The sequence below is a fragment of the Stenotrophomonas sp. MYb238 genome (assembly GCF_009496535.1).
GTDB lineage: Bacteria > Pseudomonadota > Gammaproteobacteria > Xanthomonadales > Xanthomonadaceae > Stenotrophomonas.
This window is the reverse complement of sequence record NZ_WIDL01000004.1, coordinates 107,887-123,097: the sequence shown is the minus strand read 5'-3', so window position 1 is coordinate 123,097 and position 15,211 is coordinate 107,887. Positions and strand designations below refer to the sequence as shown.

Sequence of the window (15,211 nt, the reverse complement as noted above, 5' to 3'; positions counted from 1 at the left end):
GATGATCGGCCGCGGTCCATCGCCGGCCATCGTTCCCCCACTTCGTTCAGGTTGCTAACCGTGCCCGCCTCCTTCCGTAACGCCGCGTTCCGGCCAGCCGCGCTGTCGCTGGCCATCGCCCTTTCCCTGTCCCCGCTGGCGGCGCTGGCCGACGAGGCCGTCGCCGACGACGCACGCACGCTCGACGCGGTGCAGGTCAATGCCTACCGCGTCACCACCCACACCTCCGGCGCCACCAAGACCGACACGCCGATCGCCGAGACCGCCAAGTCGGTGTCGGTCATCGCCCGCGAGGAGCTGGACGCGCGCGGGGTCGTCAACCTCAACGAGGCCATGCGCTACGTCGCCGGCGTGATGCTGGAGAGCTCCGGCTCCGACAACCGCTACGACGACTTCCGCATCCGTGGCTTCAACGCCGGCAGCGAAAGCGGGCAGATGACCGTGGACGGCCTGCGCGCTCCGCCGCAGGGCAGTGCGTGGAACCGCGGCAAGATCGACACCTGGAACATCGAACGGGTCGAGGTGCTGAAAGGCCCGTCGGCGGTGATGTACGGCCAGGTCGCCCCCGGCGGCATGGTCAACCAGGTCAGCAAGACCCCCGAGCCGGGCCAGCGCCAGGTGCTGCAGCTGGGTGTGGACGGCCACGGTACCTGGAGCAGCGCGTTCGACGTCGGTACCGGCACCGACGACGACCGCCACCTGTTCCGCCTGGTCGGCCGCTACGCCGACGGCGACACCCAGATCGATACGGTCAAGCAGCAGCATTGGTTCCTGGCGCCCAGCTACACCTGGCAGATCGCCGACAAGACCCGCCTGACCCTGCTGGGCTACTACCAGGAGGACGACGGCGGCAGCACCTACCAGTTCCTGCCGATGGACGGCACCCTGGTCCCGACCCGGTACGGCTACATGAAGAACACCACCTTCATCGGCGAGCCGGAGTTCGACACCTGGGACGCCACCGTTTGGCACGCCGGCTGGCTGTTCGAGCATGCCTTCAACGAGCACTGGAACTTCAGCCAGAGCGCGCGGCACATGCACGTGGATTCGCTGTACCGCGGCATCGTCACCAACGGTGCGCTCAATGCCGATGGCCACACCCAGGCGCGCCGCCAGGCCTCCGGCCTGGGCGATGCCGATACCGACGGCATCGACAACCGCCTCACCGGCAGGTTCAACACCGGCGCGGCCGAACACACCCTGCTGCTCGGGGTCGACTGGCGCCGCGGCGACCAGACCGGCAGCCGCCTGCAGGGGCCGCGCTCGACCCCCACCGACCCGCGCAACCCCAAGCCGATCGACATCTTCAACCCGATCCATACCGGCCTGCCGTCGGGCTTCCCCGACAGCATCGGCCTGAGCGGCGGCAGGACCCGCCAGACCGGCGTGTACGCGCAGGACCAGATCGCGCTGGACAAGTGGCGCCTCGCCTTCGGCGGCCGCTATGACTGGTTCAGGGACGAATCCTGGAGCCAGTCCTGCTCCGGCAGCGGCGCCTGCCAGCCGCGTTCGGCCACCACCCGGCTGAAGAACGAAGCCTTCAGCGGCAACGTCGGCGTGCTGTATGCCTTCGACAGCGGCTTCTCGCCGTACCTGAGCTATGCGGAATCGTTCGAGCCCTCGACCCGCACCGCGCTGGACAGCTTCGACGGCAAGCCCTTCGACCCGACCCGCGGCAAGCAATGGGAAGCGGGCGTGAAGTACCAGCCGGCCAGCTTCGATGGCCTGTTCACCCTGGCCGCCTACGACCTGCGCAAGAAGGACGACGCCATCGTCGATACCGACCACGGCAATGTCTGCGGCGCCGGCGGCACCACCGCCTGCTACATCGGCGCCGGCGAGACCAAGGTGCAGGGCATCGAGCTGGAAGCGCGCGTCACTCCGCTGGATGGCTTCAGCGTGATCGGCGCGGTGTCGCGGATGGATTCGGAACTGGTCAAGAGCGGTACCGTGTGGGAAGGCAAGGAACTGGCGATGGTGCCGGACTGGATGGGGTCGCTGTGGGGGGACTACACCTTCCAGTCGGGCGCCCTGGAAGGCTTCAGCCTCGCCACCGGCGTGCGCTACTACGGCGAGACCCTGATCGTCGGCAGCAGCTTGGGCACCATCAGCTCCGGCTACCCGCTGAACATCCCCTCGTACACGCTGTGGGATGCGGCGATCCGCTTCGACCTGTCGCGGGTGACGCAGGCCAACGTGCTGCTGTCGCTGAACATCGGCAACATCGCCGACAAGCGCTACGTCACCACCTGCACCGGCACTTCTTCGTGCTGGTACGGCACCGGCCGCACCATCACCGCCAACGCCCGCTGGACCTGGTGACCGGGTTGCGCCCGCCTCCGCATGCGGGGGCGGGTGCGCCATGACGAGAACGACGCCATGACCGCGACCGTCCTGCTTGCCCTGCTGGCAACCGTTTCCGGCAGCGCCGCCGCGCTGCTGTCCTACCTGGCCTCGCCGCAGCAGCAATGGCGCGCGGCCGGGCCGTGGCCGTCGCGCCGCCGCGGTTGGCCGGCCGCGGCCTGCGCGCTGGTGTCGCTGCTGGCGATGTTGCGGCTGCTGGCGCCGTTGGAGGCGGTGTTCGCTTGGTGCGTGCTGCTGATGTTCGTCTGGTCGCTGGCGCCGTTCCTGGGCGCCTGGCGCGCCCGCGTGCGTGCGCGGGGGGCGGCATGAACGCGCCGCGCGAGCGGCTGCAGAGCCGCCACTGGTTCGGCAAGACCATGGCCGGCCTGGTGCTGGGCTACGCGCTGGCGGTGGCGCTGAGCGGGGTGATCGCCCTGCTCACCCCCGGCGGCCTGGGCGGCGAGGGCAAGATCCAGTTCAACATGTGGATGATCCCGCCGTTGTGGGCCACGGTGCTGGGCTTCGTCTTCCTGTTCCGCGATGGCCGCCGCGCCTGGTCGTGGCTGGGGCTGGCGACGGTGGCGGCATTCGGCCTGCTGTGGGCGTTGAAAGCGTGGCTGGGGTGAGACGGGCATGAAGATCGGCAGCGACATCATCAAGGTCTACAAGGACGTGCACATCTGGGTCGGCATCGTCTGCGGGCTGATGCTGTTCATCGCCTTCTACGCCGGCGCGGTCACCATGTTCGAGAAGCCGCTGGAGCGCTGGGCCACGCCGCCCTCGGCGCTGGCCGCGCCGCCGCCGCTGGAGGATGCCGAAAAGCTGCTGGCCGCGGTGCTGGCCCGGCATCCGCAGGCGGCCAGGCGCCATTCGATCGTCATCGATCCCTCGCCCGAGCAGCCGGCGCGGGTGATCTGGGCCGAGCGCGGCAAGGGCCCGCGCGAACTGGTGGAATACGGCGCCAGCTTCGCCGCCGATGGCAGCCTGCAGACCGAAAAGCTGCGCAAGGCCAAGGCCGCCGCGCTGGTGGACCGCATGCACCAGTTCGTCGGCCTGCCGCTGCCGGACACCGTGGCCCGCGTCATCATGGGACTGGTGGCGTTGGCCTACGCGGTGGCGCTGCTGTCCGGGCTGATCGTGCTGCTGCCGACGCTGGCCAAGGACGTGTTCGCGCTGCGCATCGGCAGGAACCTCAAGCGCATGTGGCTGGACGCGCACAACGCGCTGGGCATCTTCAGCCTGCCGTTCCACCTGGTGATGGCGCTGACCAGCGTCGGCTTCGCCCTGCACACCCCGTTCTACGCCACCCAGGCCAAGCTGCTGTACGGCGGCCAGATCGACTGGGGCGAGCATGCCGCGCCGCCGACCGGCGCCGCGCCGCTGCCGGCGCGCGAACTGCTGGCGCGGGTCCAGGCGCAGCTGCCCGGTTTCGACGTGCACAACTTCACCTTCCAGCAGAACCGGCAGGGCCAGGCCGAGGCCAGCGTCGTCGGCCTGGACGTGCGCCGCGGCGCGCGCGGCCGCACCTGGATGCAGACCGCGCTGGACCCGTACACCGGCACCGTGGACCCGCACGACCTGCCCGGCCACATGGACGGTTGGGGCGAGACGGTCAACGCCTTCTTCGCGCTGCACTTCGGCAGCTACGGCGGCAACGCCATGCGCTGGCTGTACGTGTTGATGGGGCTGGCCGGCGCGGCGCTGTTCTACACCGGCAATGTGCTGTGGATCGAGTCGCGGCGGAAGAAGCAGCGCGGCGCCGAGAGCGTGGCGCAGAAGCGCTCGGCGCGGGTGCTGGGCTGCCTGACGGTGGGCATCGCCCTGGGCAGCGTGGCCGGCATCTCGGCCACCGTGGCCGCCGCCAAGTGGCTGCCGGCGCTGGTGCAGGACCTGGGGTTCTGGCACCAGGCCATCTACTACGCGGTGTTCTCCGCCGCGGTCGGCTGGGCGTTCGCACGCGGTACCGCGCGCGGCGCGGTGGAGCTGCTGTGGGCCTGCGCGCTGTTCACCCTGGCCATCCCGCTGGGCAGCCTGGCCGGGCTGTGGGGCATCGGCGGCAGCTGGAGCCACCCGGGCAGCTGGCCGGTAGACGCCACCGCGCTGGCCGCGGTGCCGGCGATGCTCTACATCGCCCAACGCACCCGGCGGCGGATGCGGCAGGGCCATGCCGACAGCGTGTGGGCGCAGGCGGCGGCCTGAGCGGAAGGCGCGATCCACCGCCGATCCGGAGGAGATCACGCACGTGGCCGTGGAAGTGCGGCGTCTGCCGCGCTTCGTAGGAGCGGCTTCAGCCGCGACCCGGGCTTTACCGGTAACGCCCGGTCGCGGCTGAAGCCGCTCCTACGATGGTCAGATGATGCGCAGGGTGATCGCCTTGAGCACCGCGCGGGTGCGGTCGCGCGTGTCCAGCTTGTCGAGGATGGCCGAGACGTAGTTCTTCACCGTGCCCTCGGCCAGGAACAGGCTGCCGGCGATCTCGCGGTTGCTGTAGCCGCCGGCCATCAACCGCAGCACGGCCACTTCCTTCTGGCTGAACAGCTCCTTGGGCGCATCGTCGGCGTGGTAGCGATAGCGCTGGCGCACCGCGTCGGTGCTGACCGGCTGCAGCAGGGTCTGGCCGGCGACGATGCGCACGATGGCGTCGCGCAGGTCTTCCGGCGCGGCGTCCTTGAGCAGGAACCCCTGTGCGCCGGCCTCGGTGGCGCGCAGCAGCAGGTCGCTCTCGTCGAAGGTGGTCAGGAACAGGCAGGGCGTGGCGTCGCCGCGCCCGCGCAGGGCCTGCAACGCCTGGATGCCGTCCATGCCGGGCATGCGGATGTCGGAGACGATCAGCTGCACCGGCTGCTGCTGCAGCTGCGCCAGCAGGTCTTCGCCGCTGTCGGCCTCGAACGCGATGTCGATGCCCTGCTGCTGCAGCAACGCGCGCAGGCCGGCGCGGATCAGGGCCTGGTCGTCGACCAGGGCGATGCGCGGGGCGCCGGTCATGCCGCGAACTCCGCCTGGATGTGCAGCGCGCCGGACGCGCCGCGCTGCAGCCGCAGGCTGCCGCCGTGCTCGGCGACGCGCTCGCGCATGCCGGTCAGGCCGTTGCCCTCGCGCAGCTCGCCGCGCAGCCTGCCGTCGTCGTGCATGTCCAGCAGCAGGCGGCCGTCCTGCCGCCGCAGGGCCACGTGCAGCACCTGCGCGTCGCCGTGGCGCGCGCTGTTGGTCAGGGCCTCCTGCACGCAGCGCAGCAGCGCCTCGGCCACGGCGGTGTCGTGGACGTGCACGTTGTCGTCCAGCTGCAGGTGCAGCCGCGGCCGCGGCAGGGGCGCGGCCAGTGCGTGCAGGGCGGTGGCGATGTCCAGCTCGCCGCCGTCGCGCAGCGACTGCACCACCGCGCGGATGTCGCCCAGCAGCTCGGCGGAAAGCTGTTCGCACAGCGCCAGCCCGGCCGGCGCGTCCGCCTGACCGGCCAGCGCGCGCAGCTGCAGGCGCAGCGCGGTGAGCTTGTGGCCGGCGACATCGTGCAGGTCGCGCGACAGGCGCAGGCGCTCGGCGTCGCGCGAGCTTTCGGCCAGCAGCGCGCGGGTGGCGAGCAGGTCGGCATTGACCAGCGCCAGCCGGTCGCGCGCCTGCTCGGCGCTGCGCGCATAGTGCGTGGTGAGCATGGCGAAGGCCTGGAAGCCGGCGAAGATCATCACCACCACGCCGGCATGCTCGTTGACCCCGCGCAGCACGAAGTACATGCCCAGGTTCAAGGCAGCGACGGCCAGCAGTGCGATGCGCAGCGGCCAGGTGGCGGCGACCTGCGCGGCCAGCATCACCAGCAGCGCCGGCGCCACGCCGCTGTAGTGGGCCAGCCGCACCAGCGCCAGCGCGGCGACGGCTTCGACCAGCAGCAGCGCCGCCCGTTGCCAGGACGCCTGCGGCAGCACGGTGGCGACCAGGAAGGCGGTCAGGAACAGCAGGGCGCAGGCCCAGCGCCACGGCTGCAACGCGGCATCGCCATAGGACAGGGTGAAGGCCACGGCGCACCAGGTGAGCAGGCCGGCCAGGTTGAGGGGGTGAAGTAGTCCGCGCCAGCGCGACTGCGAGCCGATTTCCATGCGCGCATGCTGGTGGGCGCGGCCGCCGCCGGCAAGGGGGGGCATGCAGAAAGTGACTTCCGGCAGGGTCCACGAGTGACCACCGCGACTGCCGCGGCCAGCGCCGTTCCGCGAACCTGTGCACAGGCCGCCGCATTCCGCCGGCCGTCACCGGAGGGAGCGTCATGCCTGGATACGCGTTGTTCGTCGCACTGCACATACTGGCCGGCGTGGTCGCGCTGGTGGGCTTCTGGTCGGCGGCGCTGATGAAGAAGGGCTCGCCGCGCCACCGTGCGCTGGGCAAGGTGTACCTGGTGGCGATGGCGGCGATCGTGGCCACTGCGCTGCCGATCACCGTGCAGTACGCCTTCTTCCGCCAGCAGCCGTTGTCGGCGCTGTTCCTGGCCTACCTGATGGCCATCACCGGCAATGCCGCCTGGCTGGCGTGGCGCGCGGTTACCGACAAGCGCGACTGGAAGCGGCTGGTGGCGCGCATCGGCTGGAAGCTGGCGTTGTGGCCGATGCTGCTGCTGGCGCTGGCCACGCTGGTGGTGGGCGTCCGCCAGGGCCAGATGCTGTTCCTGGGCTTCTCGATGATCGGCCTGTGGGCGGGCTGGCGCATGTGGGCGTTCGCCCGCCGCGGCCCCTCGCGTCCGGACTGGGCGCTGCGCCAGCACTACCAGTCCATGCTGGGCGCGGGCATCGCCACTCACGTCGCCTTCCTCGGCATTGGCATGCGCCCGGTGTGGCAGTGGCTGCAGGCGCACGCCACGGTGCCGCCGCTGCTGGTCGAGCTGTTCCCGTGGACGGCGCCGGTGGTGGTGGCGGTGATCGTCGGCATCCGCCTGGACCGCAGATACGGTGGCCGGCGCGCCGCGATGGCGCAGGCGCCGAGGTGAGGCTTTAGGGAGTAGGAGCGGCTTCAGCCGCGAAAGGGCTTTCCCGACAAAGCCCCTTCGCGGCTGAAGCCGCTCCTACGGGCGTGGGGTCAGACGTCGCCGCCGTCGGCCCAGCCTTCGCCGCTGCCGCGCTGGAATACCCGGTCGCCGTCCTGCACGTCGCCGGCCGGGAAATGCGCCTGCTCGGCCAGCCGCGCGTAGATCGGGGTGAAGTCCGGCTCGGTCGCCGCCATCAGCTGCTCGAAGCTGTCGATGACGAAATAGGTCTTCTGGAAAGTGTCGATGCGGTAGCGGGTGCGCATGATCCGCTCCAGGTCGAAGCCAATGCGGTTGGGCGCGGCCGATTCCAGCGAGTACAGCGATTCGCCCTTGGACGAGACGATGCCGGCGCCGTAGATGCGCAGGCCCTCGGCGGTGTCGATCAGGCCGAATTCCACCGTGTACCAGTACAGGCGGGTGAGGTTCTGCAGCGCGTCCGGGCCCACGGCGTGCGCCTTGACGCCGCCGCGGCCGTAGGCGGCCATGTAGTCGGCGAACACCGGGTTCATCAGCAGCGGCACGTGGCCGAACAGGTCGTGGAACAGGTCCGGCTCGGCGATGTAGTCGATCTGGTCGGGGCGGCGGATCCACCACGTCACCGGGAAGCGGCGGTTGGCCAGGTGCTCGAAGAAGTCCAGTTCCGGCAGCAGGCCTTCCACGCCGACCAGGGTCCAGCCGGTGGCCGCGCCCAGCACTTCGTTGAGCTGGTCGAAGCGCGGAATCATGTGCTCGCTCATGCCCATCTCGTCCTGGGCATCGAGGAACTCCCGGCAGGCGCGGCCGACCAGCAGCTCGCGCTGGCGCCGGTACAGCGTGCTCCAGGTGGCGTGGTCGTCGGCGCTGTAGCCGTCCCACGGCTGCTCCACCACGGCGGTGGTGTAGACCGGCACGTATCCCTTGTCGGTCTGATGGTGTTCTACGCGGCGCGGGGACGTATCCATGGCGGTGTTCCAAAAAGTGGATCACCCGGATGGTAGAAAGCCGGCCACGCAACAGGTGTGCGAAATTGCGCCAGATGCATGACATGGCGCAACATTGTTGCGTCGATTCGATGTTGCGGAGCAACAAATGAATGCCGTCTCCCTCGACCGCACCGATCTGCGCCTGCTGGCGGAAATCCAGCAGCACGGCCGCGCCACCAACGCCGAACTGGCCACGCGGGTGAACCTGTCGCCTTCTGCCTGCCTGCGCCGCGTACAGCGGCTGGAAGCCGAGGGCGTGATCGCCGGTTACGGCGCGCGCCTGGAACCGCGCGCCATCGGCCTGGGCCTGCAGGCCTTCGTGCGCGTGCAGCTGTCCAAGCACGGGCAGGCGGCGATCGGCCATTTCGTCGAGGCGGTGCAGCTGTGGGACGAGGTGGTGGCCTGCCACGCGCTCACCGGCGACATGGACTACCTGCTGCACATCTACGTGCGCGACCTGGACCACTTCTCCGCGTTCCTGCTGGACAAGCTGCTCGACGCCACCGGCGTGGCCGACGTCAATTCCAGCTTCGTGCTGCGCACGGTCAAGGAGTTCCGCGCGCTGCCGCTGTCGCAGCTCGGCCGCGGCTGATGCCGGCCGGCGCGCAGGCCGGCGGGGCAGCCGCACATTGGATCAGGATGCGATCGACGCCGGCTTGATCCGCATCATGGTGGCCGTGGGAGCGGGCGCGGAGGATGGCGCCACCCCCCACGAGAGCCCGCCATGTCGATCCGCCTCCTCCACGCCTTGCCCCTGCTGCTGGCCGCCGCCCCGGCGCTGGCGGCCGATGCCGGCGGCACGCCGCTGCTGGACCTGCGCTACCGTTACGAGCATGTCGGGCAGGACGGCTTCGCCCGCGACGCCGATGCCCACACCGCACGCCTGCGGCTGGGCTATCGCACCGCGCGCTGGCACGGCTGGTCGGCGCTGGGCGAGGTCGATGGCGTGGCCCACCTGGTCGGCGAGCGTTTCAACGACACCCGCAACGGCCGCACCCGATACCCGACGGTGGCCGACCCGGACTACGCCGAACTCAACCAGGCGCTGTTGCGCTACGACGGCGCGCGCGGCAACGTGCAGGTCGGCCGGCAGCGCATCAACCTTGGCAACCAGCGCTTCGTCGGCGGCTCCGGCTGGCGCCAGAACGAGCAGACCTACGACGGCGCGATGGCCGAGTGGGCGCCGGATACGCGCTGGAAACTGACCTACGCCTACGTGGGCAACATCAACACCGTGTTCGGCCCCGACGAACCGGCCACGCCCAGCCTCACCGCGCCGGCCAACATCCACGGCGACAGCCACCTGCTGCAGGCACGGTTCGCGCCCGGCGCGGCGCTGGCGCTCACCGGTTACCACTACCGCCTGGACCTGGAGAACGCGGCGGTGGCGGCCGGCGCGCCGCGCGGCACGCTGTCGAGCGACACCACCGGCCTGCGCCTGCAGGGCAGCCACGGCGCCTTCGGCTACGTGCTGGAGCATGCGCGGCAGGTCGACGGCCACGGCAATCCATGGTCGCTGGACAGCCGCTACTGGCTGGGCGAGGCCAGCCACGCCGCCGGCAACGTCAGGAGCACGCTCGGTTACGAAGTGCTCGGCGCCGGCCACGGCGGACCCGGCAACCGCGCCTTCCAGACGCCGCTGGCCACCAAGCACGCCTTCCAGGGCTGGGCCGACCAGTTCCTGACCACCCCGGCCGACGGCCTGCGCGATGCCTACGCGGGCGTGGCGCTGCCGTTGGCCGGCGGCAAGGCGCAGGCGATGTACCACGACTTCCGCAGCGACCGCGGCAGCCATCGCTACGGACGCGAGTTCGACCTGTCGTGGGAGCGCGCCGTTCCGCAGCTGAAGGGCCTGAGCGTGCTGCTCAAGGCCGCGCGCTACCGCAGCAGCGACGAGCTGCGCACGCGCGACGCCGACAAGCTCTGGGTGCAGCTGCAGTACACCCGCTCGTAGGAGCGCATCGCCGGCGCGCTCCGTAAGAGCACACCGTAGGAGCGCACTTCAGTGCGCGATGAAGCTTTACCGGAAAACCCTCGTGCATCGAAGCGCGTTCCCAAGACGCCGGCCCGCACAGCGAGCCGGCCAGGATGGCATTCGCGCCCGCGCCAGTCCCTGCCGGGATGACGTCAGCCGCGACCGCGCTTCCCGGCGATGCCCTGGCCGCACCTGCACCGGGAGCCGCCGCGCAGAAGATCCGGAGGCTTTCGGATGACCCGCTGGATTAAACGCCGCTCGCCGCTTCAGCGCGCAGGCGCAACGCAGTCCCCTTCCTTGCCGCGTAGCTTGTCCAGCCGCGAACGGCCGTCCAGGCAGCGCTGGTAGGCCTCGGTCGCCGCGGCACTGGCGCGCGCGTCGGCATCGCGCGCGGCCGCCGCGTGCGCCTGCCGCAGGCGGGCGATGCCGGCGCGGATCTGCGGCATCGCCGCCATCGCCGCCTTCTCGCCCTCGAGGATGGCGCGGCCGCGCTGCTCGAAATCGGCCGCGCCGATGTCCAGCACCTGCGGGCGGATCACCACGTCGGCGCGCGCCAGTTCCTGCTCGCCCAGGCGCTGGCCCATGATGGCGATGGACTGGTTCACCGCGCCCAGCAGGCTGGTCGGCCGCTGGCCGCTGGCCTTGCTGGAAATGTCCACGGCAATGACGTACTCCGCGCCCAGCTGCCGCGCGGCGTCCACCGGCACCGGGCTGACCACGCCGCCGTCGACGAAGGTCTTGCCGCCGATGGTGACCGGTTCGAACACGCCCGGCACCGAACTGGACGCGCGCACCGCCTGGCCGACGTTGCCGCGCACGAACACCGCGCGCTCGCCGTTCTCCAGCTGCGTGGCCACCGCCGCGAACGGCTTCTTCAACTGTTCGGCCGGCTTGTTGCCCACCTGCGCGTTGACGTAGTCCTGCAGCTTCTGGCCCTGGATCAGTCCGCCGGAGAACAGGCGCACGTCGCGGATGCTGGCCTGGTCCAGCGACACCGCCTTCTGCTGCATGTCGAAGGCGTTCATGCCGCTGGCGTACAGCGCGCCGACCACGCTGCCGGCGCTGGTGCCGGACACCACCACCGGTTCGAAACCGTTGGCCTCCAGCATCTTGATCACGCCGATATGGGCGAAACCCTTGGCCGCGCCGCCGCCCAGCGCCACGCCGATCTTCACCGGCTTGCCCGGTGCGACCGGCGTGGCCGCCATCGGCGCCGCGGACTTCACGTTCTCGCCCCCGCACCCGGCCAGCAGGCCGAACAGGGACAGGGACAGCAGCAGGCGGGCGTTGCGCGGCTTCATGATGAATGGGTGTGCGGGAAAGGGCGCAAGCATAGCGGCAACCGGCCAAACCGCGGGCCAACGGCCCGCGCGGTCAGAACCGGTTGTCGCCGTCCAGGATGCGTCCCAGCCCGCCCAGCACCGACCCCTCGCCGCGGCTCTGGCCGCCGCCCTGCGGCGCGGCCGCGAACATGCGTCCGGCCAGGCGCGAGAACGGCAGCGACTGCAGCCACACCTTGCCCGGGCCGGTGAGGGTGGCCAGGAACACGCCCTCGCCGCCGAAGAACATGCTCTTCAGCCCGGCCACGCGGCGCACGTCCATGTCCACGCCGGCGTGGTAGGCGACCACGCAGCCGGTATCCACGTCGATGCGCTCGCCGGCGGCCAGCTCGCGCTCGACCACGCAGCCGCCGGCATGCACGAACACCCAGCCGTCGCCTTCGAGCTTCTGCATGATGAAGCCCTCGCCGCCAAACAGGCCGGTCATCACCTTGCGCTGGAAGTGCACGCCGACCTGCACGCCGCGCGCGCCGGCCAGGAAGCTGTCCTTCTGGCAGATCAGCCTGCCGCCGTGCTCGTCGAGCTTCATCGGCAGCACGGTGCCGGGGTAGGGCGCGGCGAAGGCGACCTTGGCCTTGCCCTGGCCGGTGTGGGTGTAGAGCGTGGCGAACAGGCTTTCGCCGGTGATGACGCGCTTGCCGGCCGACAGCAGCTTGTCCATGAATCCGGCGCCCTGGCTTTCGTGGCGGCCGTCGCCGAACACGGTGTCCATCTGCACCGCCGCGTCCTTGAACATCAGCGCGCCCGCCTCGGCGATGGCGCTCTCGCCCGGGTCCAGCTCGATCTCCACGAACTGCATCTCATGGCCGACGATGCGGAAGTCGATGTCGTCGGCGCGGTTGCGGCGCCCGCCCACCGGCGGCGGCATCGGCGGCGGCGCGGCCTGGCCGCCGAACTCGGGCAGCGACACGGCCGGCTGCCAGCCCTGCATGCCTTCGCGCCAGGCCAGCGCGTCGCGGTGCAGCTGCACGTGGCGGCGGGCGTCGTCGTCGCCGAGCGGGCCGACGCGATCGGGTTGACCGGGGGTGTGGAAATACCACTGGCTCATGGACGGACCTGGCTGGCAAGGAGCGCCCAGTCTATGCCGCGCCGACGCCGTCCACGCATGCGTCGGCCATCGCCCCGCGTGCGTGTCGCGCGCGGTTCGCTCCATTCATTCTTTTCTTCGGTGGCAACGCTAAAGCGGCCGGTCGCAAGGCCGATAGATTCCGCACCGCGAGGAAGGGCTGGAGGCCGCGCCGCGCAGTTCTTGGCAATGCCGCCATGCTCGGGTGGTTGCTGAACAGGCAGCCATGAAGGCGCCACCCCGTCCGCCCTGGGAAAGCGGAGCGGTGGCGACGGAATGAGTCAGGGCGTTCACTCATTCAAGGGGAACTTCATGTCGATCAAAACGCTGTTCATCAGTCTGTTCGCCGTCACCCTGGTCATCCTCGGCCTGGTGTTCGCTTCCATCTTCGAGGTCAAGGCCACCGCCGCCCGGCTCAAGGCGGCCCAGCAGACGCGCTACGACTCCTACATGCTGGCCGACGAGCTGCGGCAGAGCTCGGACGACCTCACCCGGCTCGCGCGCATCTATGTCGTCACCGGCGACGAGCGCAACGAACAGCAGTACGCCGATATCGTCGCCGTCCGCAACGGCGGCAAGGCGCGTCCGGACGGCCAGGCCGTCTCGCTGCAGAAGCTGATGGAGAAGGCCGGCTTCACCGCCGCCGAGTTCGCCAAGCTCAAGCAGGCCGAAGACCTGTCCAACGAGCTGGCCAAGGTGGAGAACGCGGCCATGCACATGGTCAAGGGCCGGTACGACGACGGCAACGGCGGCTTCACCCGCGAAGGCGAGCCCGACCTGGAACGCGCGCGCGCGCTCATGCACGACCAGGCCTACCAGGACACCAAGGCCGCGATCATGAAGCCGATCGGCGAGTTCTTCGTGCTGCTGGACACGCGGACCGAAGGCCAGGTGCAGGCGGCGGAAAAGGCCAACGGCCTGTGGACGGGCATTGCCGTGACCTCGATCGTGGCCGCCCTGGTGGTGCTGCTGGGCGCGCTGCTGTTCGCCTTCCGGCGCATCATCGGCCAGCTCGGCGGCGAGCCGCAGGACGTGGTCAAGGCGGTGGAGCGCATCGCCAACGGCGACCTGCAGACGCCCATCGCGCTGCGTCCGGGCGACACCTCCAGCCTGGTGCATTCGCTGCGCGGCATGCAGGGCAGCCTGAAGTCCATCGTCGCGGACATCCAGTCGATGGCCGAGGCGGCGGTCCGTCGCGGCGACTTCAGCGTCAAGATGGACAGCGCCGGCCGCGCCGGCTTCATGAAGGACATCGCCGGGCTGCTGAACGAGCTGTCCGACGTGACCGAGGCCGGCCTGCAGGACATCAGCCGCGTGTCCGGCGCGCTGTCGGCCGGCGACCTCTCGCAGAAGATCGGGCAGGACTACCCTGGCCTGTTCGGGCATACCGCCGGCGCGGTCAACCACACGGTCGCGGTGCTGGCCGGCCTGGTCGATGAAATCCGCACCCTGGCCGACAGCGCCGGGCAGGGCGATTTCAGCCGCCGCATCGAGCTGGACGGCAAGCAGGGCTTCGGCCAGGAGATCGGCCGCCTGCTCAACCGGCTGTCCGTCACCACCGATTCCGGGCTGCGCGACGTGCTGCGGGTCGCCCAGGCGCTGGCCCAGGGCGACCTGACCCAGCGCATCGACACCGAATATCCGGGCCTGTTCGGCCAGGTGCGCGCCGGCATGAACGCCACCGTCGCCAACCTGCACCGCCTGGTCCAGCAGATCAAGGACGACGCCGACCAGATCGGGCTGGCCACCACCGAGATCGCCAACGGCAACCAGGACCTGTCCGCGCGCACCGAGACCCTGGCGGCCAACCTGGAGGAGACCGCAGCCAGCATGGAGGAGCTGACCTCCACCGTGCGCGACAACGAACAGCGCGTGGCCCGCGCCGGCGACATCACCCATTCCGCCACCGACGTGGCCGCGCGCGGCGGCGAGATCGTCAAGGCCTCGATCGTCACCATGGACGAGATCGCGCACAGCTCGCGGCAGATCGCCGAGATCATCAGCGTCATCGACGGCATCGCCTTCCAGACCAACATCCTGGCGCTCAACGCCGCGGTGGAGGCGGCGCGCGCCAGCGAGCACGGCCGCGGCTTCGCGGTGGTGGCCTCGGAGGTGCGCAGCCTGGCGCAGCGTTCGGCCGAGGCGGCCAAGGACATCAAGAACCTGATCACCGACGCGGTGGAAAAGGCGGAGAACGGCACCGAGCGCGTGCACCGGGTCGGCGAGGCGATGGAGGAGATCGTCACCGGCATCGGCGGCGTGACCGCGATCATGTCCGAGATCCTGCTGGCCAGCCGCGAGCAGAGCAGCGGCATCAGCCAGGTCGCGCAGTCCACCACGCAGATGGACGAAGTGACCCAGAGCAACGCGGCGCTGGTGGAGGAAGTGGCGGCGGCGGCGACCTCGCTGCGCGACCGCGCGCAGAGCCTGATGCAGTCGGTATCGGCGTTCAACCTCGGCAGCAGCCTGCGCCTGGCAGCGTAAGCGATTCACCCGTAGGAGCGGCTTCAGCCGCGAAGG

The 15,211-nt window shown here is 70.4% G+C and carries 13 protein-coding genes; 8 read left to right on the top strand and 5 right to left on the bottom strand.

The genetic code is table 11. The features are described 5' to 3' along the window. The first annotated feature begins 60 nt into the window (after positions 1-60). From CQ393_RS04190 to CQ393_RS04175, 4 genes are read left to right on the top strand one after another with little or no spacing between them, the layout of a single operon-like run. Positions 61-2,322, top strand: a complete 2,262-nt coding sequence (locus CQ393_RS04190) for a TonB-dependent siderophore receptor (RefSeq protein ID WP_343199515.1) — start codon at positions 61-63, stop codon at positions 2,320-2,322. A gap of 57 nt (positions 2,323-2,379) precedes the next feature. Beyond that, entirely contained in the window at positions 2,380-2,673 is a 294-nt protein-coding gene (locus CQ393_RS04185) for a hypothetical protein (protein ID WP_153190370.1), read from the top strand. Continuing rightward, a complete protein-coding gene (locus tag CQ393_RS04180) occupies positions 2,670-2,969 on the top strand; it encodes a hypothetical protein (RefSeq protein WP_153190369.1) in 300 nt (99 codons plus the stop codon). The genes CQ393_RS04185 and CQ393_RS04180 overlap by 4 nt, the downstream gene beginning before the upstream one ends. A 7-nt stretch (positions 2,970-2,976) precedes the next feature. After that, positions 2,977-4,542: a PepSY-associated TM helix domain-containing protein gene (locus tag CQ393_RS04175; protein WP_153190368.1), complete on the top strand. Its 1,566-nt coding sequence runs from the start codon at positions 2,977-2,979 to the stop codon at positions 4,540-4,542. 150 nt (positions 4,543-4,692) lie between these two features. Here CQ393_RS04175 and CQ393_RS04170 read toward each other — a convergent pair whose 3' ends face one another. Both CQ393_RS04170 and CQ393_RS04165 read right to left on the bottom strand, forming a co-directional pair. Further along, on the bottom strand, positions 4,693-5,328 hold the full coding sequence (locus tag CQ393_RS04170) for a response regulator transcription factor (protein ID WP_153190367.1): 636 nt from the start codon (positions 5,326-5,328) through the stop codon (positions 4,693-4,695). Continuing rightward, positions 5,325-6,476 carry a histidine kinase gene (locus tag CQ393_RS04165; protein ID WP_153190366.1) on the bottom strand — a complete coding sequence of 384 codons (1,152 nt, stop codon included), beginning with the start codon at positions 6,474-6,476 and terminating at the stop codon, positions 5,325-5,327. The genes CQ393_RS04170 and CQ393_RS04165 overlap by 4 nt, the downstream gene beginning before the upstream one ends. Positions 6,477-6,595: 119 nt before the next feature. Here CQ393_RS04165 and CQ393_RS04160 point away from each other — a divergent pair, with 119 nt between their 5' ends. Continuing rightward, complete coding sequence (locus CQ393_RS04160; RefSeq protein WP_153190365.1) at positions 6,596-7,309, top strand: hypothetical protein; 714 nt, start codon at positions 6,596-6,598, stop codon at positions 7,307-7,309. An 89-nt stretch (positions 7,310-7,398) separates the two neighbouring features. On the opposite strand, the gene phhA is transcribed toward CQ393_RS04160, so the two are convergent. Continuing rightward, the gene (gene phhA / locus CQ393_RS04155; protein ID WP_153190364.1) at positions 7,399-8,289 is read right to left on the bottom strand and encodes a phenylalanine 4-monooxygenase; all 891 of its coding nucleotides are present in this window, start codon (positions 8,287-8,289) and stop codon (positions 7,399-7,401) included. A gap of 127 nt (positions 8,290-8,416) precedes the next feature. Here phhA and CQ393_RS04150 point away from each other — a divergent pair, with 127 nt between their 5' ends. Both CQ393_RS04150 and CQ393_RS04145 read left to right on the top strand, forming a co-directional pair. Next, complete coding sequence (locus tag CQ393_RS04150) at positions 8,417-8,902, top strand: Lrp/AsnC family transcriptional regulator (RefSeq protein WP_055768812.1); 486 nt, start codon at positions 8,417-8,419, stop codon at positions 8,900-8,902. A 132-nt stretch (positions 8,903-9,034) separates the two neighbouring features. Continuing rightward, positions 9,035-10,264: an alginate export family protein gene (locus tag CQ393_RS04145; RefSeq protein WP_153190363.1), complete on the top strand. Its 1,230-nt coding sequence runs from the start codon at positions 9,035-9,037 to the stop codon at positions 10,262-10,264. Positions 10,265-10,551: 287 nt separating this feature from the next. Here CQ393_RS04145 and CQ393_RS04140 read toward each other — a convergent pair whose 3' ends face one another. After that, positions 10,552-11,589: a patatin-like phospholipase family protein gene (locus CQ393_RS04140; protein ID WP_343199549.1), complete on the bottom strand. Its 1,038-nt coding sequence runs from the start codon at positions 11,587-11,589 to the stop codon at positions 10,552-10,554. Between the two features lie 70 nt (positions 11,590-11,659). Next, on the bottom strand, positions 11,660-12,673 hold the full coding sequence (locus CQ393_RS04135) for a TIGR00266 family protein (protein WP_153190361.1): 1,014 nt from the start codon (positions 12,671-12,673) through the stop codon (positions 11,660-11,662). 330 nt (positions 12,674-13,003) lie between these two features. On the opposite strand from CQ393_RS04135, the gene CQ393_RS04130 reads away from it, so the two are divergent. Beyond that, positions 13,004-15,175, top strand: coding sequence for a methyl-accepting chemotaxis protein (locus CQ393_RS04130; protein ID WP_194269588.1), 2,172 nt, complete (start codon positions 13,004-13,006; stop codon positions 15,173-15,175). Positions 15,176-15,211: the final 36 nt, after the last annotated feature.